This is a genomic window from Pseudomonas sp. Marseille-Q8238, from assembly GCF_965111915.1.
In genome coordinates this window covers 2,675,538-2,699,748 of record NZ_CBCOPI010000001.1, presented here as the reverse complement: position 1 = coordinate 2,699,748, position 24,211 = coordinate 2,675,538, and the positions used below count along the sequence as shown (strand labels likewise).

Sequence of the window (24,211 nt, the reverse complement as noted above, 5' to 3'; positions counted from 1 at the left end):
TGCTTCCTTTGCCGGAGTCACCGGCCAGGATTATCGCCATGATTCGCATCAACGAACTGTCTCTGCCCCTCGATCATTCCGCCGATGAGCTGCGCGCGGCCATCCTCAAACGGCTGGCTATCAGCGACGCCGAGCTGCTGAACTTCACGGTGTTCAAGCGCAGCTACGATGCCCGCAAGAAGAACAGCGTCATCCTGTTCATTTACATCATCGATCTGGAGGTCTGTGACGAGGCGGCTGTCATGGCGCGCTTTGCCGATGACCATAACGTACGCCCAGCACCGGATACCCACTACTACCCGGTAGGGCAGGCGCCGGCCAATCTGAGTGAGCGACCACTGGTTGTCGGCTTTGGTCCCTGCGGCTTGTTCGCGGCGCTGCTGCTTGCGCAGATGGGCTTCAAGCCCATCGTGCTGGAGCGGGGCAAGGATGTGCGCAGCCGCACCAAGGACACCTGGGCGCTGTGGCGCAAGAAAGTCCTGACCCCGGAGTCCAATGTGCAGTTCGGCGAGGGCGGGGCGGGTCTGTTCTCCGATGGCAAGCTCTACAGTCAGATCAAGGACCCCAAGTTCTACGCCCGCAAGGTGGTGCATGAGTTTGTCCGCGCTGGTGCGCCGGAAGAGATCATCTACGTGAGCAAGCCGCATATCGGCACCTTCCGCCTCACTGGCGTGGTTGCCGCCATGCGTGAAGAGATCATCGCCCTTGGTGGCGAGGTTCGTTTTGAAAGCAAGGTGACCGATCTGCTGATCGACGACGGCCAGATCGAAGGGGTGGTGCTGGCCAGTGGTGAAACGATCCACAGTCGCCATGTGGTGCTGGCGCTCGGTCACAGTGCCCGCGATACCTTCCGCATGTTGCATCGCCAGGGTGTGTTCATGGAGGCCAAGCCGTTTGCCGTGGGCTTCCGTATCGAACACCCGCAAGGCCTGATCGACCAGGCGCGCCTGGGCAAATACGCCGGCCATCCGGAGCTGGGGGCCGCCGACTACAAGCTAGTGCACCACGCCAAGAATGGCCGCGCCGTCTACAGCTTCTGCATGTGCCCTGGCGGCACCGTGGTGGCCGCCACCTCCGAGCCGGAGCGCGTGGTGACCAACGGCATGAGCCAGTATTCGCGTAACGAACGCAATGCGAACGCCGGCATCGTCGTGGGCATCAACCCGGAGCAGGATTTCCCGGGTGGCCCGTTGGCTGGGGTGGAGTTCCAGGAACGCCTGGAGTCGCGCGCCTATGAACTGGGTGGCAGCGATTATTGTGCGCCGGCGCAGCTGGTGGGCGACTTCATTCGTGGCGTGCCGTCGAGGGAACTTGGCGAGGTGGAGCCTTCCTACAAACCTGGCGTGCGCCTGGGTGACCTGGCAGCGTCATTGCCGGCCTATGCGATTGAGGCGATCCGCGAGGCGCTGCCGGCCTTTGGCAAGCAGATCCGCGGTTTCGATCGTGACGACGCGGTACTGACCGGTATCGAAACCCGCACGTCCTCGCCGCTGCGCATCACCCGCGACAACGAGACATTGCAGAGCCTCAACCTGCGGGGTCTGTATCCGGCCGGTGAGGGCGCCGGTTATGCAGGCGGCATCCTCTCGGCAGGCGTGGATGGCATCAAGGTCGCCGAGGCGGTGGCCAAGTCGCTGTTGTCTGAACAGAGCCACTGAGTGCTGCCTCGATGAAACTCGACGACATCAAAAAACTTCACCAGAAAAAGTACCGTGCCGAGTTCGGGCATTTTCTGGTGGAGGGCGAGCATCTGCTGCTGGAGCTGCAGAAGGCAGCCTTGCAGAATCCAATGCTGCAGCGCAGCCAGTTGTACGTGACCAGCGCTTATGAGCACTGGCAAAGCCCGTTCAAGACGCAGGTAATCAGCGACCGGCAGATGGCGCAGATCGCCGACACGCACACCCCGCAGGGCATCATCGCGCTGGTGCCCATGCCGACCACAACCGCCCCGGAGTCTGCACTTGCGTCTAATGAACGTGCCATTTACCTGCATGAAATCCAGGACCCGGGCAATCTCGGTACCATCCTGCGCACGCTGGCATGGTTCGGTAATTTCCGCTGCCTGCTCAGCCCTGGCAGCGTTGATCCGTACAACCCCAAGGTGGTGCGCTCCAGCATGGGCGCCATTTTCCATGCACCCATGGAGCTGGACGTGGAGCTGGATTCCTTGCGTACCCGTTTCGAGCGCATTGCCTGCCTGGACATGAACGGGGACAGCCTGCAATCTGCCTCTTTCAAAACCTTCGATTGCTACCTGTTTGGCAACGAAGCGCGTGGTGTGCCCCGTGATCATCTGATTGCCCTCAATGCCCAGCCTTTTACGGTTCCCGGCTGTGGCGCCATCGAGTCGCTGAACCTGGCCTCCACGGTCAATATGTGCGCGTATGAATTGAACAGGCTCTAGGGTCTGTTCCCGTTTCGTTCGCGAACCGCGTTGCTGCGCAAAATCGTGCCAGGCCGGGCGGCGATCCGCGAGGCGTGGGGCTCAGGGAATGGTGGTCCCTTGCCAAGTCCCACAACGACGCATGGCGCGATTTCACGCGCAACCTAGGCGGCCCCACCCGTAGGGCCGGGCCTGTTTTTTGCGCGGATCGTCGTTACTCGACGGCTCATTTGGAGCACCAAACTTCGCGTCTCGCGCCTAGACCCGCGCAAAAACAGGTTCCGGCGCGACCGTGAACGAAACGGAAACAGACCCTAGGGCTGTTGACGTTTCGAGGTGAACGGCCGGGCCAGACGACATGCCTGCCCATTACCCCAACTCAATGCGTTAAAGCAAAACTTCAACAGGCCCAGAGTCGCATTAGTCGCTGTAGTGGATGCCTGAAAAGCCGGTGCTCACGCGCGTGCCGCCCGTACCCTGGACGATGGCTTCGATATCGGCCAGCGAGCCGATAGCGGCGACCTTGCCGGTGTGCCGGGCGAATTCGCAGGCGGCCTGTACCTTCGGGCCCATGGAGCCGGCGGCGAACTTCAGCTGTTGCAGGGCATCCGGGTGCGCCTGGGCGATGGCCTTCTGCGTGGGCAGCCCCCAGTCGATGAAGGCTGCGCTGACATCGGTGGCGATCACCAGCAGGTCTGCGTCCAGCTGTTCTGCCAGCAACGCCGAGCAGAGGTCCTTGTCGATCACCGCTTCGACGCCGATGAGCCGCCCGTTCTCATAGCGCGTAGGAATGCCGCCGCCTCCGGCACAGATGACGATGGTGCCTTGTTCCAGCAGCCACTTGACCGGGCGTATCTCGAAGATGCGCTTGGGCCGCGGGCTAGCTACTACACGGCGAAACGAGTCTCCATCAGGCGTGATGCTCCAGCCTTTTTCAGCTGCCAGACGTTCGGCTTCGGCCTTCTCATACACCGGGCCGATGGGTTTGCTCGGGTGCTGGAAGGCGGGGTCATCGGCATCCACTTCGACCTGGGTGAGCAGGGTGGCAAAGGGCACCTCGACGGGCAGCAGGTTGCCCAGTTCCTGTTCGATCAGGTAACCGATCATGCCCTCGGTCTGGGCGCCCAGGACATCCAGTGGGTAGGTCTCCACTTCCTGATAGGCCGCGCCCTGCAAGGCCAGAAGGCCGACCTGCGGGCCGTTGCCATGGGCGATGACCAACTGATTGCCCGGGGCGATGCGGGCAATCTGTTCGGCGGCGATGCGCACGTTCTCGCGCTGGTTGGCCGCGCTCAACGGCTCGCCTCGACGTAGCAGGGCGTTGCCGCCCAAGGCAATGACGATTCTCATGTGGGCTCCTTGTTCAGACATCGCCCAGGGTTGCGACCAGGACGGCCTTGATGGTGTGCATACGGTTCTCGGCCTGTTCGAACGCGATGTTGTAGTGGGACTCGAAGACGTCTTCGGTTACCTCGATGCCGCCGGCGAGGTCGGGATACTGATCGGCAATCTGCTTGCCGATCTTGGTTTCGCTGTTGTGGAACGCAGGCAGGCAGTGCATGAACTTGACCCTGGGGTTGCCACTGGCCCTGATCAGTTGAAGGTTGACCTGGTATGGCAGCAACTGCGCGATGCGTTCGCCCCAGGCTTCGATGGGTTCGCCCATGGACACCCAGACGTCGGTGTGGATGAAGTCGGCGTCCTCGACAGCCTCTTCGGGGGATTCGGTGAGGGTGATGCGGGCGCCGGTCTCAATGGCGAACGCCCTGCACTGGGCGATCAGTTCGGGGGCTGGCCACAGGGCCTTGGGGGCAGCGATGCGCACATCCATGCCCAGCTTGGCACCGATCAGCAACAGCGAGTTGCCCATGTTATTGCGGGCGTCGCCCAGGTAGGCGTAGCTGATCTCGTGCAGTGGTTTGTCGCTGTGCTCGCGCATGGTCAGCACGTCGGCAAGCATCTGCGTCGGGTGGTATTCGTCGGTCAGGCCGTTGAATACCGGTACGCCGGCGAAGCGCGCCAGCTCCTCGACAATTTCCTGGCTGAAGCCGCGGTACTCGATGGCATCGTACATGCGGCCGAGCACCCGGGCCGTGTCCTTCATGGTTTCCTTGTGGCCGATCTGCGAGGAGTTCGGATCGATGTAAGTAACGTGCGCGCCCTGGTCATGGGCGGCTACCTCGAAGGCGCAGCGGGTGCGGGTGGAGGTCTTCTCGAAAATCAGGGCGATGTTCTTGCGCTTGAGGAGTGGCTGTTCGGTGCCGGTGTACTTGGCGCGCTTGAGGTCGCGGGCCAGGTCGAGCAGGTAGCGCAGCTCGCGTGGGCTGTGATGCATCAGGCTGAGCAGGCTGCGATTACGGATATTGAATGGCATGGGGCTTTCTCCTGGGAGATGGGCGCCCCTCCGGTGAGGGAGGCGCGCTGTCTCTGCATCGGTTCAACGTCCGCGCAGCGGACGCTGAGTTGGACTTAGTAGTCGATGGCGTCGCGCACGATAGGGCAGGTCATGCAGTGCCCACCGCCACGACCACGGCCCAGTTCGCTGGCGCTGATGGTGATGACCTCGACACCGGCCTTGCGCAGTTGGGTGTTGGTGAAGGTGTTGCGGTCATAGCCGATGACCACGCCGGGCTCCAGGCAGATCACGTTATTGCCATCGTCCCACTGCTCGCGTTCGGCTTCATAGCTGTCGCCGCCGGTCTGCACCACACGCAGTTGCTTGAGGCCGAGGGATTCGGCCACGACCTGGACGAAGGGCGCCTGTTCGCGGCGGATGTCGATGCCCGCCGGCTGGCTTTCGTCCGGGCGCAGGCTGAAGGCGACGATCTGGTTGACCACTTCGGGGAAGATGGTGACCAGGTCGCGGTCGCAGAAACTGAATACCGTATCCAGGTGCATCGCGGCGCGCGACTGAGGCAGGCCGGCGACGATGATGCGCTGCGCCGCGCCCTTGGCGAACAGGCTCTGTGCCAGTTGGCCGATGGCCTGGCGCGAGCTGCGCTCACCCATGCCGATCAGCACCACGCCGTTGCCGATGGGCATCACGTCGCCGCCTTCCAGTGTGGCCGAGCCGTGGTCGCGTTCCGGGTCGCCGTACCAGACTTCGAAGTCGGCCTCGGCGAAGTCCGGATGGAACTTGTAGATGGCGCTGGCGAGCAGGGTTTCCTGACGACGTGCCGGCCAGTACATCGGGTTGAGGGTGACGCCGCCGTAGATCCAGCAGGTGGTATCGCGGGTGAACTGGGTGTTGGGCAACGGCGGCACGAGGAAGCTGGCTGGGCCGATGAAGTCGCCGAGCATCTTCAGGCTGTTGCTCGGGCCAAGGTCCTTGATCAGGTCGCTGACAGACACGCCGCCAATGAGAAATTCGGCCAGGGCCCGGGGTTCGAGACTTTCCAGCCAACTGCGCACTTCATTCTTGATGCCGACGCCGATCAGGTTGTCGGTGATCTTGTGGTCGAGTACCCACTGCCGAGCCTGCGGGTTGCGCAGGGTGTCGGTGAGCAGGTTGTGCATCTCCAGTACGTCGATATCGCGCTCGCGCATCTTGGTGACGAAGTCGAAGTGGTCGCGCTTGGCCTGGCTGACCCACAGCACATCGTCGAACAGCAGCTCGTCGCAGTTGCTGGGGGTCAGGCGCTGATGAGCGAGGCCGGGGGAACAGACCATCACCTTGTGCAGTTTGCCGGCTTCGGAATGAACACCGAGTTTTACCTTGGACATCGTGTAGCTCCTGTCAGAGTTTGAGGAAGCCGGCATACAGGCCGTAGGCGCCAATGAGGGCGGCTGTCGTGGCGCCGGCGAAGATCAGTTTTTCCACTGTGGTGAAGATGCGCTGGCCTTGCTCGCGCCGTGCCATGGCGAAGAACAGCGCGCCCGGGGCATAGAGCAGGGCGGACAGCAGCAGGTACTGGATGCCGCCGGCATACAGCAGCCAGGCTGCGTAGATCGTGGCCACCAGGCCGATCAGCAGATCCTTGCGTCGCTCGCGTGGCTGGCCCTCATAGGTGTCGCCGCGCCAGGCGGTCAGCACGGCATAGGCGGCGGACCAGAAGTAGGGCACCAGGATCATCGAGGTGGCCAGGTAGATCAGGCTCAGGTAGGTGGCTTCGCTGAACAGGGCGATGACTAGAAACAGCTGGATCAGTCCGTTGGACAGCCACAGGGCGTTGACCGGAACGTGGCGGTTGTTTTCCTTCTTGAGGAAGCGCGGCATGGTGTCGTCGCGGGCGCCGGCAAAAAGAATCTCCGCGCACAGCAGGGTCCAGGACAGCAGGGCACCGGCCAGGGAAACGATCAGGCCGATGCTGATCAGCACCGCCCCCCAATGGCCGACCACATGTTCCAGCACACCCGCCATGGACGGGTTCTTCAGGCCCGCCAGCTCGGCCTGGCTCATGATGCCCATGGACAGCACGTTGATCAGCACCAGCAACAACAACACGCCGGCGAAGCCGATCACCGTGGCCTTGCCGACGTCTGCGCGCTTCTCGGCGCGTGCTGAATAGATGCTGGCGCCTTCGATGCCGATGAACACCCAGACGGTTACCAGCATCATGTTGCGCACCTGGTCCATCACACTGCCCAGTTCCAGGTTGCCGCGGCCCCAGAAGTCGGCGGTGAACAGGTCGAGGCTGAAGGCGATGGCGGCGATGATGATGAAGATCAGTAGCGGCACCATCTTGGCGATGGTTGTCACCAGGTTGATGAAGGCCGCCTCGCGGATGCCGCGCAGGACCAGAAAATGCACGCCCCACAACAGCACGGAGGCGCCGATGATGGCGGCAGGTGTATTGCCTTCACCGAACACCGGGAAGAAGTAACCGAGGGTACTGAACAGCAGGACGAAGTAGCTGACGTTGCCGATCCAGGCGCTGATCCAGTAACCCCAGGCCGAGGAGAAGCCCATGTAGTTGCCGAAGCCGGCCTTGGCATAGGCGTACACCCCGGTATCCAGTTCGGGCTTGCGGTTGGCCAGTGACTGGAACACGAAGGCCAGGGTGAGCATGCCGATGGCGGTGATGGCCCAACCGATGAGGATGGCACCCGGGCCAGCGCTGGCCGCCATGTTCTGGGGAAGGGAGAAGATACCGCCGCCGACCATCGAACCGACGACCAGGGCAATCAGGGCACCGAGACGGAGCTTGTGCGCCGAGTCAGACATATGCAGACCTCCTTGATCTGTAGGAGGTCATACAGTGGTCCATGCTCGTCAGCGCGATAATGATCTGGCTCAACGGTTGGGCGTATGGCGTTGGTCAACGTCGCTACGCGTGTGGCGCACAGTGCCCTCTGCGCAGGGAGAGCGCCGCTGCGCGCAACCGCTGGAGACGTGAGGAGGTCAGGCCATTTGTGCCAGGGTTTTCCTGAAGCGCGCGAGGGCGATGAGGAAGAAGAGGCTGCCGATGGCGAAAATCGCCAGAAACTGCGGCCAGACGATGCTGAAGCCGGCGCCTCGGTAGAGGATCGCCTGGGCGAAGCTGACGAAGTGGGTGGTCGGCGCGGCCAGCATGATGGTCTGCACCAGCTCGGGCATGCTTTCGCGCGGGGTGGTGCCGCCCGAGAGGATCTGCAGCGGGATCAGGGCGAGGATCACCAGCAGCCCCAACTGCGGCATCGAGCGGGCCACCGTGCCGAAGAAAATGCCCATCGAGGTGGTCGCGAACAGGTGTACGGCCACGCCGAGGAGGAACAGCGGGATCGAACCGCTGATCGGCACCTGGAGCCAGCCCTGAACCACCAGCAACAGCGACAGCGCCGTGGCCACCAGCACCACTAGGCCCATCGACCAGACCTTGGCCAGCATGATTTCCAGCGGCGTGACCGGCATCACCAGCAGGTGCTCGACGGTGCCATGCTCGCGCTCGCGGATCAGCGCCGCGCCCGTCAGGATGATCGACAGCAGGGTGATCTGGTTGATCACCTCCATCACTGCGGTGAACCACGCCTGAGTCAGGTTCGGGTTGAACGCCATGCGTACCGCCAGTCCGGCTGCCTGAGGTGGGCTCGTGCGGTGGTGCAGGAGAAATTCGCTGGCTTCGCTGGCGATGATGTTCTGAATGTAACCGGCACCGCTGAATGCCTGGCCGATCTGTGTGGCATCGACATTGAGCTGGATTTCCGGGTGGCGGCCGGCGAGCAGGTCCTGCTGGAAGCGTGGCGGAATATTCAGCGCGAAGGTGAAGCGCCCGGCATCCAGGCCCGCATCCATCTGATTGGCGCTGATGCTATCGGCAACGCGGAAATAGGGCGCCTGGAAGCCACTGGCGATACGGGCGGAAAGTTGTGACTGGTCTTCGTCGATAACGGCGATGGGGGCGTTGTGCAGGACTTCCGGAATGCCTTTGGCGGACGAGTAGATGCCAAAGCTGAAGGCCCAGCCGATGAGCAGCAACAGCGCATAGTCGCGGCGCAGGCTGCGGAACTCCTTGATGCCGAGATGGAAGATATTGAGCAGCGATTCCATCTCAGCGCTCCTGCTTCTTGAGGAACAGCACGCACAGGCTCAGCAGCACCGGAATGGTGATCAGCAGGGGCACGAAGTACGGCCACAGCTCCTGCAGGCCGAGCGCCTTGGAAAAGGTGCCACGGCTGATGGTGAGGAAGTAGCCGGTGGGGTAGACCTGGCCGATCAGGGCGCTGGCACCTTCCAGTGACGACACCGGGTGGATCAGCCCGGAGAACTGCACCGCCGGGATCAGGGTGGCGATGGCCGTGCCGAACACCGCCGCGATCTGGCTGTTGGTGAAGGTCGACATGAGCAGGCCCAGGCCGGTGGCGCAGGTGATGTAGAGCAGTGCACCGAGACTCAGGGTGAGGAAGCTGCCCTTGAGCGGCACCTTGAACAGCAGCACGGCGAGCAGCACCAGCAGCAGGAAGTTGATCATGCCCAGGGCGATATAGGGCAACTGTTTGCCGAGCAGGAACTCCAGGCGGGTCACCGGGGTGACATAGAGATTGGTGATCGAGCCCAGCTCCTTTTCGCGGACGATGCCCAGGGCGGTGAGCATGGCCGGAATCAGCATCAGCAGCAGCGGAATCACCGCCGGCACCATGGCCTTCAGGCTTTCCACGTCCGGGTTGTAGCGAAAGCGCACCTGAATGTCGAAGGGCGCCGCGGTGCTGCCCTGCGCCGAGCTGCGCGCCAGTTCCGCGAGGTACTGGTTGTGCAGGCTCTGCATATAGCCCTGGATGTTCTGTGCACGCATGGGCATGGCACCGTCGACCCACACACCGATTTCCGGGTGCGCGCCACGTTTGAGGTCGCGGCCAAAGCCGGGTGGAATTTCCACCGCCAGGCTGATATCGCCATTGCGCAGGCGCTGGTCGAGTTCGTCATAGCTGTGCAGGGCGGGGCGCTCGAGGAAGTAACGCGAGCCGGCGATGTTCTGTGCGTAGTGGACGCTGGTGGTGGTCTGGTCATGGTCGAGTACGGCGTAGCGCAGGTCTTCCACGTCCATGCTGATGCCGTAACCCATGATGAACATCAGCAGCAAGGTGCCGAACAGGGCCAGCGAGGCGCGGATCGGGTCGCGGCGCACTTCCATGCTCTCGCGCAAGGCGTAGCTGAACAGGCGCAGCGGGCTGAAGCCGGACAGCCGTTGCGAAGCATGGGGCGCGTCCGCCGCTGGGGGCTGCACGGCTTCTGCTGTGAGGCCGGCCGTTCCGGGCTTCAGGCCCTGGGCTTCTTCCAGGTAGGCGATGAAGGTGGCTTCCAGGCTGTCCATGCCACGCTGGCGCATCAGTTCGGCCGGGGTGTCGCTGGCCAGCACCTTGCCCGCGTGCATCAGTGACATGCGGTCGCAACGCTGGGCTTCGTTCATGAAGTGGGTGGAGATGAAGATGGTCACGCCATCGTTGCGCGACAGGTCCACCAGCAGCTCCCAGAAACCGTCGCGCGCCACCGGATCGACGCCGGAGGTGGGCTCGTCGAGGATCAGGATTTCCGGTTTGTGAATGACCGCCACGGCCAGCGACAGGCGCTGGCGAATGCCCAGCGGCAGGCTGTCGGGCAGGCTGTCGCGCACCTCGTGCAGGTTGAACCGCTCGATCATGGCGTCGATGCGCCCGTCGATTTCAGCCGTGGGCACATGGAACAGCTGCGCATGCAGCAACAGGTTCTGCTGTACCGTCAGTTCGCTGTACAGCGAGAAGGCCTGGGACATGTAACCGACCCGGCGGCGGGTGTCGATGTCCCTGGGATCGACTGGTTGGCCGAACAGGAAGGCTTCACCTTCGCTGGCCGGTAGCAGCCCGGTGAGGACCTTCATGGTGGTCGACTTGCCGCAACCGTTGGAACCGAGGAAGCCGAAGATTTCGCCGCGTTCGATGCGGAAATTGACCTTGTTCACCGCGATGAAATCACCGAAACGGCAGGTCAGGTCATGGGCCTCGATAGCCACCGCCTGCTCACCCGTGGCCGGCATACGCGGCGGGATGACTACCTCGCGGTGTCCGCGCCGACGTTCTTCCGGCAGCAGGGCGATGAAGGTGGCTTCCAGGTTGTCCTTGCCGGTGCTGGCCAGCAGCTCGGCCGGTGTACCGGTGGCGAGCACCTTGCCGGCATCCATCGCCACCAGCCAGTCGAAGCGCTGGGCCTCGTCCATGTAGGCGGTGGCCACCAGCACGCTCATGTGCGGGCGGCGCTGGCGAATGCGGTCGATCAGCTCCCAGAACTGGTTGCGTGACAACGGATCGACGCCGGTGGTGGGCTCGTCGAGGATCAGCAGGTCGGGGTCGTGGATCAGCGCGCAGCACAGGCCGAGTTTCTGCTTCATGCCCCCGGACAACTTGCCTGCAGGACGTTCGGTGAAGGGCGCGAGGCCGGTGCTTTCGACCAGGTCGGCAATGCGCGCATCCCGCTCGGCGCGCTCCTGGCCGAACAGGCGACCGAAGAACTCCAGGTTTTCGTACACCGACAGGGTTGGGTAGAGGTTCTTGCCCAGCCCTTGGGGCATGTAGGCGATACGTGGGCAGGTACGGCGGCGGTGGGTGGCGTCGGCCATGTCACCGCCGAGTACTTCGACGCGCCCGTCTTGAATGACCCTGGCTCCGGCGATCAGTGCCAGCAGGCTGGATTTGCCGACGCCGTCCGGGCCGATCAGGCCGATCATGCGGTTGGCCGGGATATCCAGGCTGACCTGGTCGACCGCGCATGTCGTGTCGTAGTGCAACCCGACCTTGTCGAGGCGGACTACCGGGGGCACCGCCTGGGTCATTGTGGAACCTTGATGCGCAGGCGTTCAGGCCACTCGACATTCTCGTCGAGTTTGAAATAAGCCATGCCGGGTACTCCGGTCTTGACCTGTGCGAGGTGTTTGCTCAGCAACTCGGGATCGATACGCGCCTTGACCCGGAACATCAGCTTTTCCCGTTCGCTGGCGGTTTCCACTGTCTTCGGGGTGAACTGGGCGACGCTGGCGACGAAGCTGACCTTGGCCGGGATCACATAATCGGGCGCGGCATCGATGATCAGGTGCACGTCGGCGCCCAGGGCGATTCGACCGGCCTGGCTGGCAGGCAGGAAAACGGTCATGTAGACATCGTTGAGATCCACCAGGTTGAGCACCTTGCCGCCGGCCCCCAGCACTTCGCCGGGCTGGCTGATGCGGTATTGCACCCGGCCGGTCCGTGGAGCCTTGAGCTGGCTGTCCTGGATATCGCTTTGCAGGCGCTCGACGCTGGCCTGGGCCGCCTCCACGGCAGACTGCGCCTCGATGACCTGGGAACTGGCTGCCTGGATACCGGCACTGGCGGCTTGCACCTGGGCACGGGCCGCGGCGAGTGCCGCCTGGGTGCTTTGCAGGCGAGCCAGATCATCGTCCAGTTGTTGCTGGGGCAGGGCGTTGCGCTTGACCAGGGTCGCCGTACGGGCGTGGCGCTTCTGCGCCGCGGTCAGTTCGGCCTGACGCTGGCTGACCAGGGCCTCGGCACTGACCTTCTCGCTTTCACGCAGGGTGACCTGGGCGCTGGCCGTGTGGGTGGCGTTCTCGGCCTGGCGCACCTGCGCGCGGGCCTGGGCCAGCTGAGCCTCTAGGTTCTGCGTATCCATCTGCGCCAGCACCTGGCCGGCCTCGACGAAGTCACCTTCCTCGACGCTGATCGTGTGCAGGCGTCCGGGCAGCTTGCTGGCCACATCCACCTCGGTGGCTTCGATGCGGCCGTTGGCGCTGGCAAAATCGTCACCCAGGCCGCTGGGGCGCAAGGCGAACCAGCCCGCCCCGATGCCGGCAACGACAAGGGCGGCGATCAATAGTCGGGTGAGTGGCTTCTTGTCCTGGGCTTTCATCAATGGGTTCCTTCACGCAATCGGCTTGACCTGCATTGTTCTTGATCCCAAGGGGCAGGCTGCCTTGGGCGTTACCGCTGAGCGATGTCCTCTGGATTATTCATGGATTTCGCAAGTGCGGATTGACTGGGATCATCTCGAAGGAAAGAAGCGCGGGCATTCAGCGTTCTGCTCTTCGGCCTGATAGGCTTTCGTGGCTGGAGCGTGGCTCGCATTGTTCTATCCAATGCCCAGGCTCCATTCAGCTTGAGTTAAGTCAGCGCGGTTAGGGTGGTGCCGTACCCACTGTTATTGCGTTCTCCGAGGAGAAAACCATGAATAAGCTGATTGCCTTGTTTGTTGCCACGACCCTTACCGCCGTTGTCGGTGTTGCCCAGGCCCGTGATATTGGTCCTGATGAGGCGCTGCGCCTGCGTGACGCCGGGACGGTGCAATCGTTCGAGAAGCTCAATGCGGCGGCGATTGCCAAGCACCCTGGCTCGACCATCGAGAGCACGGAACTGGAAGAGGAATATGGTCGCTATGTCTATCAAGTCGAACTGCGGGACGCCAATGGTGTTCAATGGGACGTCGAGCTTGATGCCACCAACGCACAGGTCCTGAAAGACCATCAGGATGACTGATGAAACTGATTGCCCGTTATAGCGGTATTGTCGTCCTGATTCTGGCCGTGCTGACCCTGCAGGCGCATGCTCGCGATCTGGATCAGGATGAGGCGCTGCGCTTGCGTCAGGAGGGCGTGATTCTACCGCTCGAGCAATTGATGCAGACCGCCCTGGGACGTTATCCCGGGGCGACTCTGCTGGAGGCCGAGTTGGAGGAGGAGGACGGTCTGTTCATCTACGAGGTCGAGTTACTCACGGGGGATGGCGTGGTGCGTGAGCTGGAGCTGGATGCCCGCGACGGGCGGATTCTGAAGGATGAGGTGGATGACTGATGCGCCTATTGCTGGTGGAAGATCACGTACCGCTCGCCGATGAGCTGATGGCCGGGCTGGGTCGTCAGGGCTATGCGGTCGACTGGCTGGCTGACGGCCGTGATGCGGTCTACCAGGGGGCGAGTGAGCCGTATGACCTGATCATTCTTGACCTTGGCCTGCCCGGCAAGTCGGGGCTCGATGTGCTGCGCGAGTGGCGAGCGGGTGGCTTGAATACGCCGGTGCTGATTCTGACGGCGCGCGACTCATGGGCCGAGCGCATCGACGGTCTCAAGGCAGGCGCCGACGATTACCTGACCAAACCGTTTCATCCCGAGGAGCTGGCATTGCGCATCCAGGCCCTGCTGCGCCGTGCCCATGGCCTGGCCAATCAGCCGCAGTTGGAGGCTTCTGGTCTGCAACTGGACGAGGCGCGCCAGTGCGTGACGCGCAATGGCCAGGAGGTCGAGCTGACGGCGGCCGAGTTCCGCCTGTTGCGTTACTTCATGCTGCATCCGGGGCAACTGCTGTCCAAAAGCCACTTGGCGGAACACCTGTACGACGGTGAAACGGAGCGCGACTCCAACGTGCTCGAAGTGCACGTCAACCGGCTGCGCGGCAAGCTCGGGCGCGAGGTGATCGAGACCCGTCGTGGCCAGGGCTACCGGTTCAGTGGAGTCGCTGGGTGAAGTCGATTCAGCGGCGTCTCAGTATCGGCCTGGTCGGGACGTTGCTGGTTGTCGGCTTGCTGCTGGCGCAGACATGCCTGTGGCTGTTCGATCAGAGCCTGCGCAGTTACCTGACCGCGGGGCTGCGTGACGAAGCGCAATCCCTGCTGGTTGCCATCGTGCGCGGCCCCAATGGTGTGCAGCTCGACGAGCAGCGCCTGAGCGCGGCGTACAAGCGACCGTTTGCCGGTTTGTATTTCCGTATCGATTTTGCCGACCAGGTATGGCGTTCGCGTTCGCTCTGGGACCGGGAGCTGGAACAGCCCGACAGTGCAGGTTTGCAGGAAGGGTTGGGAGACGGGCCACGCGGGCAGTTGCTGTTGATCTACCGCGGTGACTTCACGCGTTACGGTGAGCGTTTCTCGATTGTCGTGGCGCGCGACTACACACCGATTCTCGAGGTCTTCAGGCGTGTGCAGTGGATCGGCCTGGGCCTTGGCCTTGCGGCACTCATACTGATCCTGCTGGCGCAACGCTACACGGTGTTCGCGGCGTTGCGCCCGTTGGAGCGGGTACGCCAGCAGATTGCCCAATTGCAGCAAGGGCAGCGTAACGAGCTTGATACTCAGGTTCCAGCGGAGCTGGAGCCGCTGGTTGCACAGATCAACCACCTGCTTGCCCATACCGAAGACACCTTGCGACGATCACGCACAGCACTGGGTAACCTCGGTCATGCGCTGAAAACGCCTTTGGCAGTGTTGCTCAGCCTGGTGGAGCGTGAAGAGCTGCGTGCGCATCCCGAGCTGCACACCCTGTTCAAGGAGCAGTTGCAGCAGATCGAGCAGCGTTTGTCCCGGGAGCTGGGCCGGGCGCGATTGGCGGGCGATGTGCTGCCGGGGTCGCATTTCGATTGCGATAACGAGGTACCTGGCCTGCTCGATACCCTGCGGATGATTCATGCCTCCGGCTTGGCATTGGAGTGGACGGCGCCCTCAGGTTTTCGTCTGCCCTGGGACCGCGAGGACATGCTCGAGCTGTTGGGCAATCTGCTGGACAACGCCTGCAAATGGGCGGATGCCCGTGTCAGCCTGGCCTTTGTCCAGGATGGGCAGGGTTACCGTATCTGCGTCGATGACGACGGGCCGGGAATCAGCGAAGCGCGTCGCGCAGAGGTGCTTGGGCGTGGGGTTCGGCTGGATGAACAGGTCAATGGCCACGGCCTGGGCCTGGGCATCGTGCGGGACATCGTCGAGGCCTGGGGCGGCACGCTGGTTCTGGCAGACAGTGAGCTTGGCGGGTTGCAGGTGGTGATCCGGTTGCCGCTGCGGCGGGGCTGATTACTCACACAAAAAGCCTGGCTTGTACTGCAATGCTGTTCATTCAAGAAAAACGCCGCAATCCACTGGGAGTCGCGGCGTTTTTTTGAGTTTCATGACACGCCGGTTGGTGGGCTGAAGCCCACCCTACAGAGTTATACCTTCGCGTAGGGTGGGCTTCAGCCCACCGGTTGAGTCCACACCTCAAAGAAGTCCGTTCGAGGGTGGAAGGCTTGTGTGAACAGCATTTGTCGGTTGGTGCAGGCTTACATTCCGGTGGCGAAAGCCGCTTGGTCGATATCGATGGAGGCGCGTACCGGTTTCAGGGCCACGGCATATTTGCCGAAGATATCCAGGGCGAAATCGATACGGTTGCGCAGGCGCTGGTCATCTTCGCTGGCCGCTGCGGCGCCGTTCAGCACTTTTTCGACGTGGCGTACGATCAGGTGCTCCGGCAGGTAGCACAGACGGCAGTTCTTGTAGCCCGAAGCGCGCAGTTCGCTGATCGGGTAGGCACCGCCGATCCCGGACGACACACCGACCAGCAAGCCCGGTTTGTGCGCGAGTTCCGCCTTGCTGGCATACAGGAAGAAGTTCTTCACCGCCGGGCCGGCCATGCCGTGCCATTCCGGGGCAATGATGACCACGGCATCAGCGGCCTGCAGCTGTTGCTGGTAGTCGCTCCAGGGGCCGTTGTCGTCTGCTGGCCAGAGCGGCAGGGGCCTTTCGCCCAGGTCGAGCACGCTGCTCTGCTCGGCGCTGGTCAGGTTCAGTTCGATCAGGCGCTGGCGAAGGAAGGCGGCGACTTTTGCCGACTGGCTGTTGCGACGGCTCGAGCCGGCAACCAAGGCGATATTCAACATGGAAGAGTCTCTTCAGGAAAAGGTGCGCTGAGGCTACCGGCGGCTCTAACGCGGGGCAAGTACCGCGTTGGGCCGCATCCTATCGTTTCGCCCGATCAGACCCGGAACTGATCCATCAACCCCTGCTGGTGGTTGGCCAGGCTATTGAGTGCCTGGCTGACCTGGGCAGACTCATCGGCCTGGGCGGATAAGGTTTCGGTGACATCCCGAATGCCGGCGACGTTGCGATTGATCTCCTCGGCCACCGCGCTTTGTTCTTCGGCGGCACTGGCGATCTGCAGGTTCATGTCGCTGATCACGGTGACTGATTCACCGATGCGCCGCAGGGCGGCAACGGCCTGTTCCACCTGTTCGACACTGCCCTGGGCCTGCTGGTGGCTGCTGTGCATGCTGTCGACCACGTCTCGGGTGCCTTGCTGCAAGTTCTCGATCACCTGACGGATTTCCTCGACCGAGTCTTGCGTTCGTTTGGCCAGGTTACGAACTTCGTCGGCCACCACGGCAAATCCACGGCCGGCTTCACCTGCGCGTGCAGCCTCGATGGCGGCGTTGAGCGCCAGCAGGTTGGTCTGCTCGGCAATGGCGCGAATGACGTCGAGAACCGAGCCAATCTTCTCGCTGTTGTTGGCCAGGCCTTCCACTTCGCGCATGGCAGCACTCAGGCCGCTGGCCAGCTGTTCGATGGAAAGGGTGGTCTGGTCGATCACGGCAAGGCCTTCGTGGGTGGCCTGGTCCGCCCCCCGGGCCGCGCTGGCGGCCTGGGCGGCGCTGTTGGCTACATCATGGGCGGTAGCGCTCATTTCCTGGGAGGCAGTGGCCACCTGATCGACTTCGCGGAACTGCTGCTGCATGCCGGCACTGGTCTGGCTGGCGATGGCGGCTGACTGATCGGCGGTCTGGCGGGCGTTCTGCACGCTGTGTTTGACGTCGGCAATCACGGGCTGCAGCTTGTCGAGGAAGCGATTGAACCAGCCGGCGAGGGTGCCGAGTTCGTCCTGACGGGCGTAATTCAGACGCTGGGTCAGGTCACCCTCACCACTGGCGATGTTCTGCAGCATGGCCGCCACACCGAGTATGGGGCGAGTAACGCCACGGGCCGTCAGCCACATCAGCAACACGCCCAGCAGGATGGCAATGAAGGCCATCAGCAGAGACAGGCCGGTATCGTGGGTGCGTTGCTCATCGAGCTGCTGTTCGAGCTGCAGCGCCGGGCCGAGCAGGACCTGTTTGGGCACTTCGAGCAGTACGCCCCATGGCTTGGATTGGGGAATGGGCAACAAGGGTGTCAGCACTCGCAGTTGGCCTTCACGTTCGAGGACGTGTGATTGTCCATCACGCAGCAGGTTGGCGATTTCTTCGCCCTGGGTGGGAAACGCGTCCTTCACGGGTTTGCCCAGCAGGGACGCATCGCGGCTATGGCCGGCCAGCAGCGCGGCAGGGCTGATGATGCTGACCTGGCCCTGACCGTCATACAGCTCGCGGTGGGCGCTGTCGCTGAGGTGTTGCAGGCTCTCCAGGCTGATGTCCACGCCCAGCACGCCGATGACCTTGCCGTTTTCCTCGAGCGGGAAGGCAATGCTGGTCATCAGTATCTGTTTGCCATTCACATCGTCGAAGTAGGGTTCGAGCACGCAGGCCTTGCGGGTATCGCGCGGGCAGGTATACCAGGCGTTGTAGGGGCTGCCGCTGGCACCGATGCTGGTGTCGTTGAGCTGCTCCTCTTTCATCGCCTCGACTTCGAGTTGACCTGGCGTGCTCTGGGACCAGTACAGGGAGAAGCGGCCTTTGTCGTTACTGCCCAGTTCATCCTGGTCGACGAACAGCTCATCCTTGCCATCCAGTGCGTTCGGTTCGAAGACCACGTAGAGCCCGAGCAGATCGGCATTGGCCAGGAGAGCGGTTTGCGCCTGCCGGGTGAGGTCCTCACGCAGGTCGAAGGCATCGAGGAAGCGTTTTTCCGCCTGTTCCTTGAGGAACAGTGCCTGGCGGGAAAAGCCCTTGCCGTATTGATAGGCATCCATGAAGTAGCGCTGGATGCGAATGCCTTGCAGCTCACCACGGGCCGCCATGCGCAGGCGCGCGGACTCTTCGAGCATGCTGAAGCTGGATGACTTGACCAGTTCGGCGCTTTGCCGGGACTGGATCAGCGAAGCGCCCACCAGCAGGGTGACGATGGCCAGCAGGCACAGCCCGGCAAGGAGGGTGATTTTCCATTGGATGGACAGGCGCATGCGTTAGGTCCTTCTGGCTGCGGTCATGAGGGCTATATCGGTCGACAGCAGAATATGTTTAGCCGAGAAGCGCGATTGGCGCTGTCATGAAGCATTCGTTATGCCTGGTTTTACTGGCGGTTGTTTTGACCGGAGCGGGTTGTTCGGGCAGAGTCCTGGGCCGCCCTCGATAAACCAAGGGGGCCTGCAACCCATTGCGTGTTGCGTGAGTGATGCCAAGGGTGTGCGTATAACCCTGCTCGGCTGAAGTTGTGCAGGGGATTGCCGATAACCAGTCGATCCCGTTTTCGTAGATTTCCTGGCAAGGATGAGAGCATGCGCCTCACATTGAAGACAAAAGTACTGCTGCTGGCCCTGGTGCCGATCATTCTCTTTGCGCTGATCCTCAGTGGCGCTGCCGCCAAGGTCTTGTTGAGTCTGGCAGCTGATGAGGTACGGGAAACGCGTGAGCGTTTGATGGAAGAGAGCCACAAGGAACTGCAGCACTATATGCAGATCGCCCTGGGGGCTGTACAGGTGTTGTATGACCAGGCCGAGCAGGGCGACACGTCGAGTCGCGAACAGGCCATTACCATTCTGTCGAAGATCAAATACGGCAAGGATGGCTATTTCTTCGCCCACGATTCGAACGTCGTGCGCCTGTTCCGTGGTGACAGCCCGGTCGATGTCGGCAAAAGCCTGACGGATCGTCAGGATGCGAATGGCGTGTACGTCAACCGCGAGCTGGTGCGTGTCGCCAAGGACAACAGTTATTACGTGCGCTACAGCTCGCCGTTGCCGGGCAATGAAAGCATCCAGGTGCCCAAATTGGCCTACAGCTATTACCTGCCGAAATGGGACATGGCGCTGGGCACGGCAATCAACCTGGATGGCGTCGAAGCTCAGGTCCGCGAGGTACAGAACGCCATCGACCAGCGTGTGGGCACCATTCTCACCAGTGTGCTGGTGATCGCCGCGATTCTGCTAGTGGTTTTCGGCCTGGCCGGTCTGGGATTGGCCAATGCTTTCCTGCGACCGCTGCAGCAGATCCGCAACAACCTGGACGACATCGCCGCAGGCGAAGGCGACCTGACTCGGCGCCTGCCGGTGAACAGCCAGGACGAGCTGGGGCTGCTGGCCGGCTCGTTCAACCAGTTCGTCGAGAAGATTCACGGCCTGGTGCGGCAGATCGTCGACATGACCGGCCAGTTGAACACGCTGGTGCGTGAGGTTTCGGAACAGGCACAGCGCTCGGAGCAGGCCATGGACCGTCAGCGGCATGAGACGGATCAGGTGGCCACGGCTATCAATGAAATGTCGGCAGCCGCTCATGAAGTGGCGAAAAGTGCTCAGAATGCCGCCGAAGCGGCGCAACAGACCGACCGTGAAGGCCAGGCGGCGAAGAAGGTGGTCGATGGCAGTATCGTGCGCATTCATGACCTGGTTGCCGATATTCGTGGCAGCGGCCAATCGCTGGATAGCCTGCAGCAGGACGTGCAGTCCATCGTCAGCGTGCTGGACGTGATTCGCGCCATTGCCGAGCAGACCAACCTGCTGGCCCTCAACGCCGCCATCGAGGCTGCACGCGCAGGCGAGGCAGGGCGCGGCTTCGCGGTGGTGGCCGATGAGGTTCGGGCACTGGCCAGCCGGACTCAGCAGAGCACCCAGGAAATTCAGGGGATGATCAATCGCCTGCAGCAAGGCACGCAGGGCGCAGTCAACGCCATGCGAGGCTCCAGCGATGCCGGCGAGCTCACCAGTGAGCAGGCCAACCAGGCGGGAGCTTCGCTGGATGCCATCGCTCAGTTGATCGGCACCATCAATGCGATGAACGCGCAGATCGCCAGCGCGGCCGAAGAGCAGACCGCTGTCGCCGAAGAGATCAACCGCAGCGTGCACCAGATTGCCGTGGCGGTGGACAGTGTGGCTGACGAGACCCAGCATGGCGCGCAGACGGCACGCAATCTGTCGGCGCTGGGCGAGCGCCTCGGCGCCTTGGTGCGGCAGTTCCGCATCTGATCGACAGGCTATGAAAAAAGGTGCTTCGGCGCCTTTTTTCCTGGCTGGCGTCAGGCGCATAAATCACTGGCACTTTGCCTGTCGGCGAGAGACTAAACAGGACCATCCCTGAGCCAAGTCCTTGCCATGCACTCACCGAGCGTCGAACAGAAAACCTTCCTTTTCCTGCTGATCGCCGTGACCCTGGCGTTCATCGGCATTCTGCTGCCGTTCTATGGCGCGATCTTCTGGGCCGTGGTGCTGGCGGTGATGTTTGCGCCCTTGCAACGACGGCTGGCGTTGCGTACCGGCGGGCAGGGCAATCGTTCAGCGCTGCTGACGCTGCTGATCTGCCTGGTGGTGGCGATTCTTCCAGTGATCGTCATCACCACCATGGTGGTCGATGAAGGCGCCACGCTCTATCAGCGGATCAAGTCTGGCGAGCTCGATGTTGGCGCGTACATCACCCAGGCCAAGTCCATGTTGCCAGGGGCGGTGCAGGCGCAACTGGAGCGCTTCGGCTTCGGTGACCTGGAAAGCCTCAAGCAGAAGATATCCAACGGCGCCATGGCAGGCAGCCAGTTCCTCGCGACCCAGGTCTTTGCCATCGGCCAGGGCACGTTCGAGTTCGTGGTCAGCTTTGGCATCATGCTTTACCTGCTGTTTTTCCTGCTGCGCGATGGTGAGCAGATCTTGCGCGACATGCGCTCGCTCATCCCGCTGAGCGATACCCAGAAACGACGCCTGCAGATCAAGTTCGTGCGCGTGGTGCGCGCCACGGTCAAGGGCAACCTGGTGGTGGCCGCCGTGCAAGGCACATTGGGCGGCGTAACGCTCTGGCTTCTGGGCATTCCAGGCGCCTTGCTGTGGGGCGTGCTGATGGGCTTCCTGTCGCTGCTGCCAGCGGCAGGTGCCGGTATCGTCTGGGTCCCGGTTGCTGCCTACCTGCTCCTGGCCGGGCAGATCTGGCAGGGCGTGGTGCTGGTGTTGGTCGGTGTGTTTGTCATCGGTCTGGTGGATAACATCCTGCGTCCACTGCTCGTCGGTAGAGACACGCGGATGCCTGACTACCTCATCCTGATCTCGACGCTGGGTGGCTTGTCGCTGCTGGGGCTCAACGGCTTTGTCATCGGGCCTCTGATCGCCGCCCTGTTCCTGGCCTGCTGGAACCTGTCCAGTGGTTCTCGACGCCGGCGTGAGCCGCGCAGGATTGTTATGAAGTGAGGGCTGGTATCCTTCCAGGCCTCTCATGCCGTAATTCAGGAGAATCCGAATGACCTGGTCTGCCCGGCAATACAGCCTGTTCGAGCAGCAACGCACCCGTCCGGTCCGTGATCTGCTGGCCGCTGTGCCAACCACCGATATCGACCTCGCCGTAGACCTGGGCTGTGGCCCGGGCAACTCCACCGAGGTCTTGCAGGCGCATGTGCCGAGCGCCCGGGTGATTGGCCTGGACAGCAGCGATGACATGATTCGCGCGGCACGTGAGCGTCTGCCGGCACTGCAGTTCGAGTTGGCGGATATCCAGCACTGGCAACCTGCCGAAGCCCCACAACTGATTTTGGCCAACGCCTCGCTGCAATGGCTGCCGGCACACGAGCAGCTGTATCCGGCGCTGCTGGGGCAGCTCTCGGCAGGTGGTTGGCTAGCGATCCAGACCCCGGACAACTTGCAGGAGCCTGCTCATCGCCTGGCGCGCGAAGTGGCTGAGCAAGGCCCATGGGCTGCGCAGATCGGCAAGGTCCAGCACCCAGCACGGCATGACGCTCGCACTTATTACGAGATCCTTGCTCCGCATAGCCGCGAGCTGGATATCTGGCGCACCACGTATTACCACGTGCTGGAGAATGCCGAGGCCGTGGTCGAATGGTTCAAGTCCACCGCGTTGCGGCCATTCATCGGCCCGCTTGATGAGGGGCAACGCGAGGCATTTCTTGAGCGCTACCTGAGCGCGATCCGTGACGCCTATCCGGCGCAGAGCGATGGTCGCGTGCTGTTGCCGTTCCCGCGTCTGTTCCTGGTGGCAAGACGCTGACTGGCAAGCGCCAGCCCTGTATGAAAAAGCCCCGCATCTGCGGGGCTTTTTTGTCTTACGGTGCGATCGTTGCCAGACCGGCCTGTTGCACCAGTTCCAGCAAGGGTTGCGGGTACACGCCGAGGACGAAGGCGAGGAGGGCGACGAACAGCAGCATGATGCCGCCCGCGCGCTGCGCCCAGTGCAGTTCGGCATCGTGGCGGCGCAGGTTCGGCTCGACCAGGAACAGGGTGACCATCACGCGCAGGTAATAGAACACGCCGATGGCGCTACCCAGTACCAGGGCACCGAGCAGCCACCATTGTTGCGATTCGACACCGGCGGCGACCACGTAGAACTTGCCGATGAAGCCCGCCGTCAGCGGAATACCGGCCAGCGACAGCATCATCACCGTCAGCACGGCAGTCAGGTACGGACGGCGCCAGAACAGGCCGCGGTATTCGTACAGCGCGTCAGCATCACGGCCGCTGTAAGGCGTGGACATCAGGGTGATCACGCCGAACGCGCCGAGGCTGGTCAGCACGTAGGTGGCCAGGTAGACGCCAACCGCTTCCACGGCCAGGCCCTTGGTGGCGATCAGCGCCACCAGCAGGTAGCCGAAGTGGGCGATGGAGGAATAACCCAGCAGACGCTTGAGGTTGTTCTGCAGCAGGGCCAGTAAGTTACCGAACAGGATCGAGGCAATCGCGATCACGGTCAGCAGCTCGTTGAGCCAGCCGCCAGAGGCTACCGGAGACATCTGATACAGGCGCAGCAGCACGGCGAATATGGCGACCTTGCTTGCGGTGGCGAGGAAGGCGGCCACCGGTGCCGGGGCGCCCTCGTAGACGTCCGGCGTCCACAGGTGGAAGGGCACCAGCGACAGCTTGAAGGCCAGGCCGATCAGCATCATGCCGAAGCCGATCTGGGCGATCAGGCTGGGCAGGCCGTCGGCGCTCAGTTTGGCGCCAATCTCGGCGAAGATCAGGCTTCCGGAGTCGGCATACAGCAGCGCCATACCGAACAGCAGGAATGCCGAACCAGCGGCGGACAGCACCATGTACTTGATGCCGGCTTCCAGCGAACGCTTGTTGAAGAAGGCGTAGGCGATCATGCCGTAGGTCGGCACCGAGAGCAGCTCCAGGCCGATGAACAGACCCGCCAGGTGTTGCGCGCTGACCAGCACCAGGCCGCCTGTGGCGGACAGCAGCATCAGCAGGTACAGCTCTTCGCGGTTGCCCGGATAGCCTTTGCCCGAGTCACCACCCAGGTAGGCGTGGATCAGCGTGACGCAGGCCAGCGTGGCGGCCAGCACCATGGCCATGTAGTAGCAGGCGTAGTTGTCGATCAGCAGCAGCGGAGTCACTTCCAGCGGCGTGACCCCGAGGGCCGGCAGGATCGACAGCAGCGCCAGGTTGAGACCCGCCACCGACAGCCCGAAGGTCATCGAGTGGTTGCGCTTCCAGGCAATGGCCAGCATCACCACGACAACGGTGGCGCTGATGACCAGCAGTGGCAGCAGGGCGATGAAGTGTTGAGTCGTCAGTTGCATAGC

General features: G+C 62.6%; 18 protein-coding genes and 2 pseudogenes. 10 read left to right on the top strand and 10 right to left on the bottom strand.

What is annotated here, in order from left to right; translation table 11 throughout:
* Positions 1 to 38 precede the first annotated feature (38 nt).
* Both ACWPW0_RS12510 and ACWPW0_RS12505 read left to right on the top strand, forming a co-directional pair.
* The gene (locus ACWPW0_RS12510; protein ID WP_454255503.1) at positions 39 to 1,658 is read left to right on the top strand and encodes an NAD(P)/FAD-dependent oxidoreductase; all 1,620 of its coding nucleotides are present in this window, start codon (positions 39 to 41) and stop codon (positions 1,656 to 1,658) included.
* Positions 1,659 to 1,669: 11 nt separating this feature from the next.
* Positions 1,670 to 2,404, top strand: coding sequence for a TrmH family RNA methyltransferase (locus ACWPW0_RS12505; protein ID WP_454255502.1), 735 nt, complete (start codon positions 1,670 to 1,672; stop codon positions 2,402 to 2,404).
* 399 nt (positions 2,405 to 2,803) lie between these two features.
* Here the strand turns inward: ACWPW0_RS12505 and arcC are convergent, their stop codons facing one another.
* The 7 genes from arcC to ACWPW0_RS12470 all read right to left on the bottom strand — a co-directional run bounded on the left by arcC (position 2,804) and on the right by ACWPW0_RS12470 (position 12,671).
* Complete coding sequence (gene arcC, locus ACWPW0_RS12500) at positions 2,804 to 3,733, bottom strand: carbamate kinase (protein WP_454255501.1); 930 nt, start codon at positions 3,731 to 3,733, stop codon at positions 2,804 to 2,806.
* A 13-nt stretch (positions 3,734 to 3,746) separates the two neighbouring features.
* The gene (locus tag ACWPW0_RS12495) at positions 3,747 to 4,757 is read right to left on the bottom strand and encodes an ornithine carbamoyltransferase (protein WP_454255500.1); all 1,011 of its coding nucleotides are present in this window, start codon (positions 4,755 to 4,757) and stop codon (positions 3,747 to 3,749) included.
* Positions 4,758 to 4,852: 95 nt separating this feature from the next.
* Positions 4,853 to 6,106, bottom strand: a complete 1,254-nt coding sequence (gene arcA, locus ACWPW0_RS12490; RefSeq protein ID WP_454255499.1) for an arginine deiminase — start codon at positions 6,104 to 6,106, stop codon at positions 4,853 to 4,855.
* Between the two features lie 13 nt (positions 6,107 to 6,119).
* On the bottom strand, positions 6,120 to 7,547 hold the full coding sequence (gene arcD, locus ACWPW0_RS12485) for an arginine-ornithine antiporter (RefSeq protein WP_447591323.1): 1,428 nt from the start codon (positions 7,545 to 7,547) through the stop codon (positions 6,120 to 6,122).
* A gap of 177 nt (positions 7,548 to 7,724) precedes the next feature.
* Positions 7,725 to 8,849: an ABC transporter permease gene (locus ACWPW0_RS12480; protein ID WP_447591324.1), complete on the bottom strand. Its 1,125-nt coding sequence runs from the start codon at positions 8,847 to 8,849 to the stop codon at positions 7,725 to 7,727.
* A 1-nt stretch (position 8,850) separates the two neighbouring features.
* On the bottom strand, positions 8,851 to 11,601 hold the full coding sequence (gene rbbA / locus ACWPW0_RS12475) for a ribosome-associated ATPase/putative transporter RbbA (RefSeq protein ID WP_454255498.1): 2,751 nt from the start codon (positions 11,599 to 11,601) through the stop codon (positions 8,851 to 8,853).
* Positions 11,598 to 12,671 (bottom strand): HlyD family secretion protein, encoded by a 1,074-nt coding sequence (locus ACWPW0_RS12470; protein ID WP_454255497.1) that lies wholly within the window; start codon positions 12,669 to 12,671, stop codon positions 11,598 to 11,600. Before ACWPW0_RS12470 ends, rbbA begins: the two co-directional genes overlap by 4 nt.
* Before the next feature lie 314 nt (positions 12,672 to 12,985).
* On the opposite strand from ACWPW0_RS12470, the gene ACWPW0_RS12465 reads away from it, so the two are divergent.
* The 4 genes from ACWPW0_RS12465 to ACWPW0_RS12450 are packed head-to-tail and all read left to right on the top strand — an operon-like array spanning position 12,986 to position 15,592.
* Complete coding sequence (locus tag ACWPW0_RS12465; protein ID WP_454255496.1) at positions 12,986 to 13,294, top strand: PepSY domain-containing protein; 309 nt, start codon at positions 12,986 to 12,988, stop codon at positions 13,292 to 13,294.
* A complete protein-coding gene (locus tag ACWPW0_RS12460) occupies positions 13,294 to 13,608 on the top strand; it encodes a PepSY domain-containing protein (protein ID WP_447591331.1) in 315 nt (104 codons plus the stop codon). The genes ACWPW0_RS12465 and ACWPW0_RS12460 overlap by 1 nt, the downstream gene beginning before the upstream one ends.
* Entirely contained in the window at positions 13,608 to 14,276 is a 669-nt protein-coding gene (locus ACWPW0_RS12455; RefSeq protein WP_447591333.1) for a response regulator transcription factor, read from the top strand. Before ACWPW0_RS12460 ends, ACWPW0_RS12455 begins: the two co-directional genes overlap by 1 nt.
* Entirely contained in the window at positions 14,273 to 15,592 is a 1,320-nt protein-coding gene (locus tag ACWPW0_RS12450) for an ATP-binding protein (RefSeq protein WP_454255495.1), read from the top strand. The genes ACWPW0_RS12455 and ACWPW0_RS12450 overlap by 4 nt, the downstream gene beginning before the upstream one ends.
* Before the next feature lie 245 nt (positions 15,593 to 15,837).
* Here ACWPW0_RS12450 and ACWPW0_RS12445 read toward each other — a convergent pair whose 3' ends face one another.
* A complete protein-coding gene (locus ACWPW0_RS12445) occupies positions 15,838 to 16,434 on the bottom strand; it encodes an NADPH-dependent FMN reductase (RefSeq protein ID WP_454255494.1) in 597 nt (198 codons plus the stop codon).
* Between the two features lie 95 nt (positions 16,435 to 16,529).
* Positions 16,530 to 18,665, bottom strand: a complete 2,136-nt coding sequence (locus ACWPW0_RS12440; RefSeq protein WP_454255493.1) for a methyl-accepting chemotaxis protein — start codon at positions 18,663 to 18,665, stop codon at positions 16,530 to 16,532.
* A gap of 315 nt (positions 18,666 to 18,980) precedes the next feature.
* Between ACWPW0_RS12440 and ACWPW0_RS12435 the strand changes: the two are divergent.
* The 4 genes and pseudogenes from ACWPW0_RS12435 to tam all read left to right on the top strand — a co-directional run.
* Positions 18,981 to 19,805: pseudogene (locus tag ACWPW0_RS12435) on the top strand (cache domain-containing protein); the annotation flags it as partial.
* Between the two features lie 348 nt (positions 19,806 to 20,153).
* A pseudogene (locus ACWPW0_RS12430) lies at positions 20,154 to 20,663 on the top strand (methyl-accepting chemotaxis protein); the annotation flags it as partial.
* Positions 20,664 to 20,789: 126 nt separating this feature from the next.
* Positions 20,790 to 21,866, top strand: coding sequence for an AI-2E family transporter (locus ACWPW0_RS12425; protein WP_447591343.1), 1,077 nt, complete (start codon positions 20,790 to 20,792; stop codon positions 21,864 to 21,866).
* Positions 21,867 to 21,915: 49 nt separating this feature from the next.
* On the top strand, positions 21,916 to 22,677 hold the full coding sequence (tam, locus tag ACWPW0_RS12420) for a trans-aconitate 2-methyltransferase (protein ID WP_447591344.1): 762 nt from the start codon (positions 21,916 to 21,918) through the stop codon (positions 22,675 to 22,677).
* Between the two features lie 55 nt (positions 22,678 to 22,732).
* On the opposite strand, the gene nuoN is transcribed toward tam, so the two are convergent.
* Complete coding sequence (gene nuoN, locus ACWPW0_RS12415) at positions 22,733 to 24,208, bottom strand: NADH-quinone oxidoreductase subunit NuoN (RefSeq protein WP_454255492.1); 1,476 nt, start codon at positions 24,206 to 24,208, stop codon at positions 22,733 to 22,735.
* Positions 24,209 to 24,211: the final 3 nt, after the last annotated feature.

Bases quoted from the DNA above. Each gene is read 5' to 3' on its own strand.
- arcA (WP_454255499.1), bottom strand. From the start codon at position 6,106: ATGTCCAAGGTAAAACTCGGTGTTCATTCCGAAGCCGGCAAACTGCAC.
- ACWPW0_RS12440 (WP_454255493.1), bottom strand. From the start codon at position 18,665: ATGCGCCTGTCCATCCAATGGAAAATCACCCTCCTTGCCGGGCTGTGC.
- ACWPW0_RS12505 (WP_454255502.1), top strand. From the start codon at position 1,670: ATGAAACTCGACGACATCAAAAAACTTCACCAGAAAAAGTACCGTGCC.
- ACWPW0_RS12455 (WP_447591333.1), top strand. From the start codon at position 13,608: ATGCGCCTATTGCTGGTGGAAGATCACGTACCGCTCGCCGATGAGCTG.
- ACWPW0_RS12495 (WP_454255500.1), bottom strand. From the start codon at position 4,757: ATGCCATTCAATATCCGTAATCGCAGCCTGCTCAGCCTGATGCATCAC.
- ACWPW0_RS12480 (WP_447591324.1), bottom strand. From the start codon at position 8,849: ATGGAATCGCTGCTCAATATCTTCCATCTCGGCATCAAGGAGTTCCGC.
- tam (WP_447591344.1), top strand. From the start codon at position 21,916: ATGACCTGGTCTGCCCGGCAATACAGCCTGTTCGAGCAGCAACGCACC.
- nuoN (WP_454255492.1), bottom strand. From the start codon at position 24,208: ATGCAACTGACGACTCAACACTTCATCGCCCTGCTGCCACTGCTGGTC.
- rbbA (WP_454255498.1), bottom strand. From the start codon at position 11,601: ATGACCCAGGCGGTGCCCCCGGTAGTCCGCCTCGACAAGGTCGGGTTG.
- ACWPW0_RS12465 (WP_454255496.1), top strand. From the start codon at position 12,986: ATGAATAAGCTGATTGCCTTGTTTGTTGCCACGACCCTTACCGCCGTT.
- arcD (WP_447591323.1), bottom strand. From the start codon at position 7,547: ATGTCTGACTCGGCGCACAAGCTCCGTCTCGGTGCCCTGATTGCCCTG.
- ACWPW0_RS12510 (WP_454255503.1), top strand. From the start codon at position 39: ATGATTCGCATCAACGAACTGTCTCTGCCCCTCGATCATTCCGCCGAT.
- ACWPW0_RS12425 (WP_447591343.1), top strand. From the start codon at position 20,790: ATGCACTCACCGAGCGTCGAACAGAAAACCTTCCTTTTCCTGCTGATC.
- arcC (WP_454255501.1), bottom strand. From the start codon at position 3,733: ATGAGAATCGTCATTGCCTTGGGCGGCAACGCCCTGCTACGTCGAGGC.
- ACWPW0_RS12470 (WP_454255497.1), bottom strand. From the start codon at position 12,671: ATGAAAGCCCAGGACAAGAAGCCACTCACCCGACTATTGATCGCCGCC.
- ACWPW0_RS12460 (WP_447591331.1), top strand. From the start codon at position 13,294: ATGAAACTGATTGCCCGTTATAGCGGTATTGTCGTCCTGATTCTGGCC.
- ACWPW0_RS12445 (WP_454255494.1), bottom strand. From the start codon at position 16,434: ATGTTGAATATCGCCTTGGTTGCCGGCTCGAGCCGTCGCAACAGCCAG.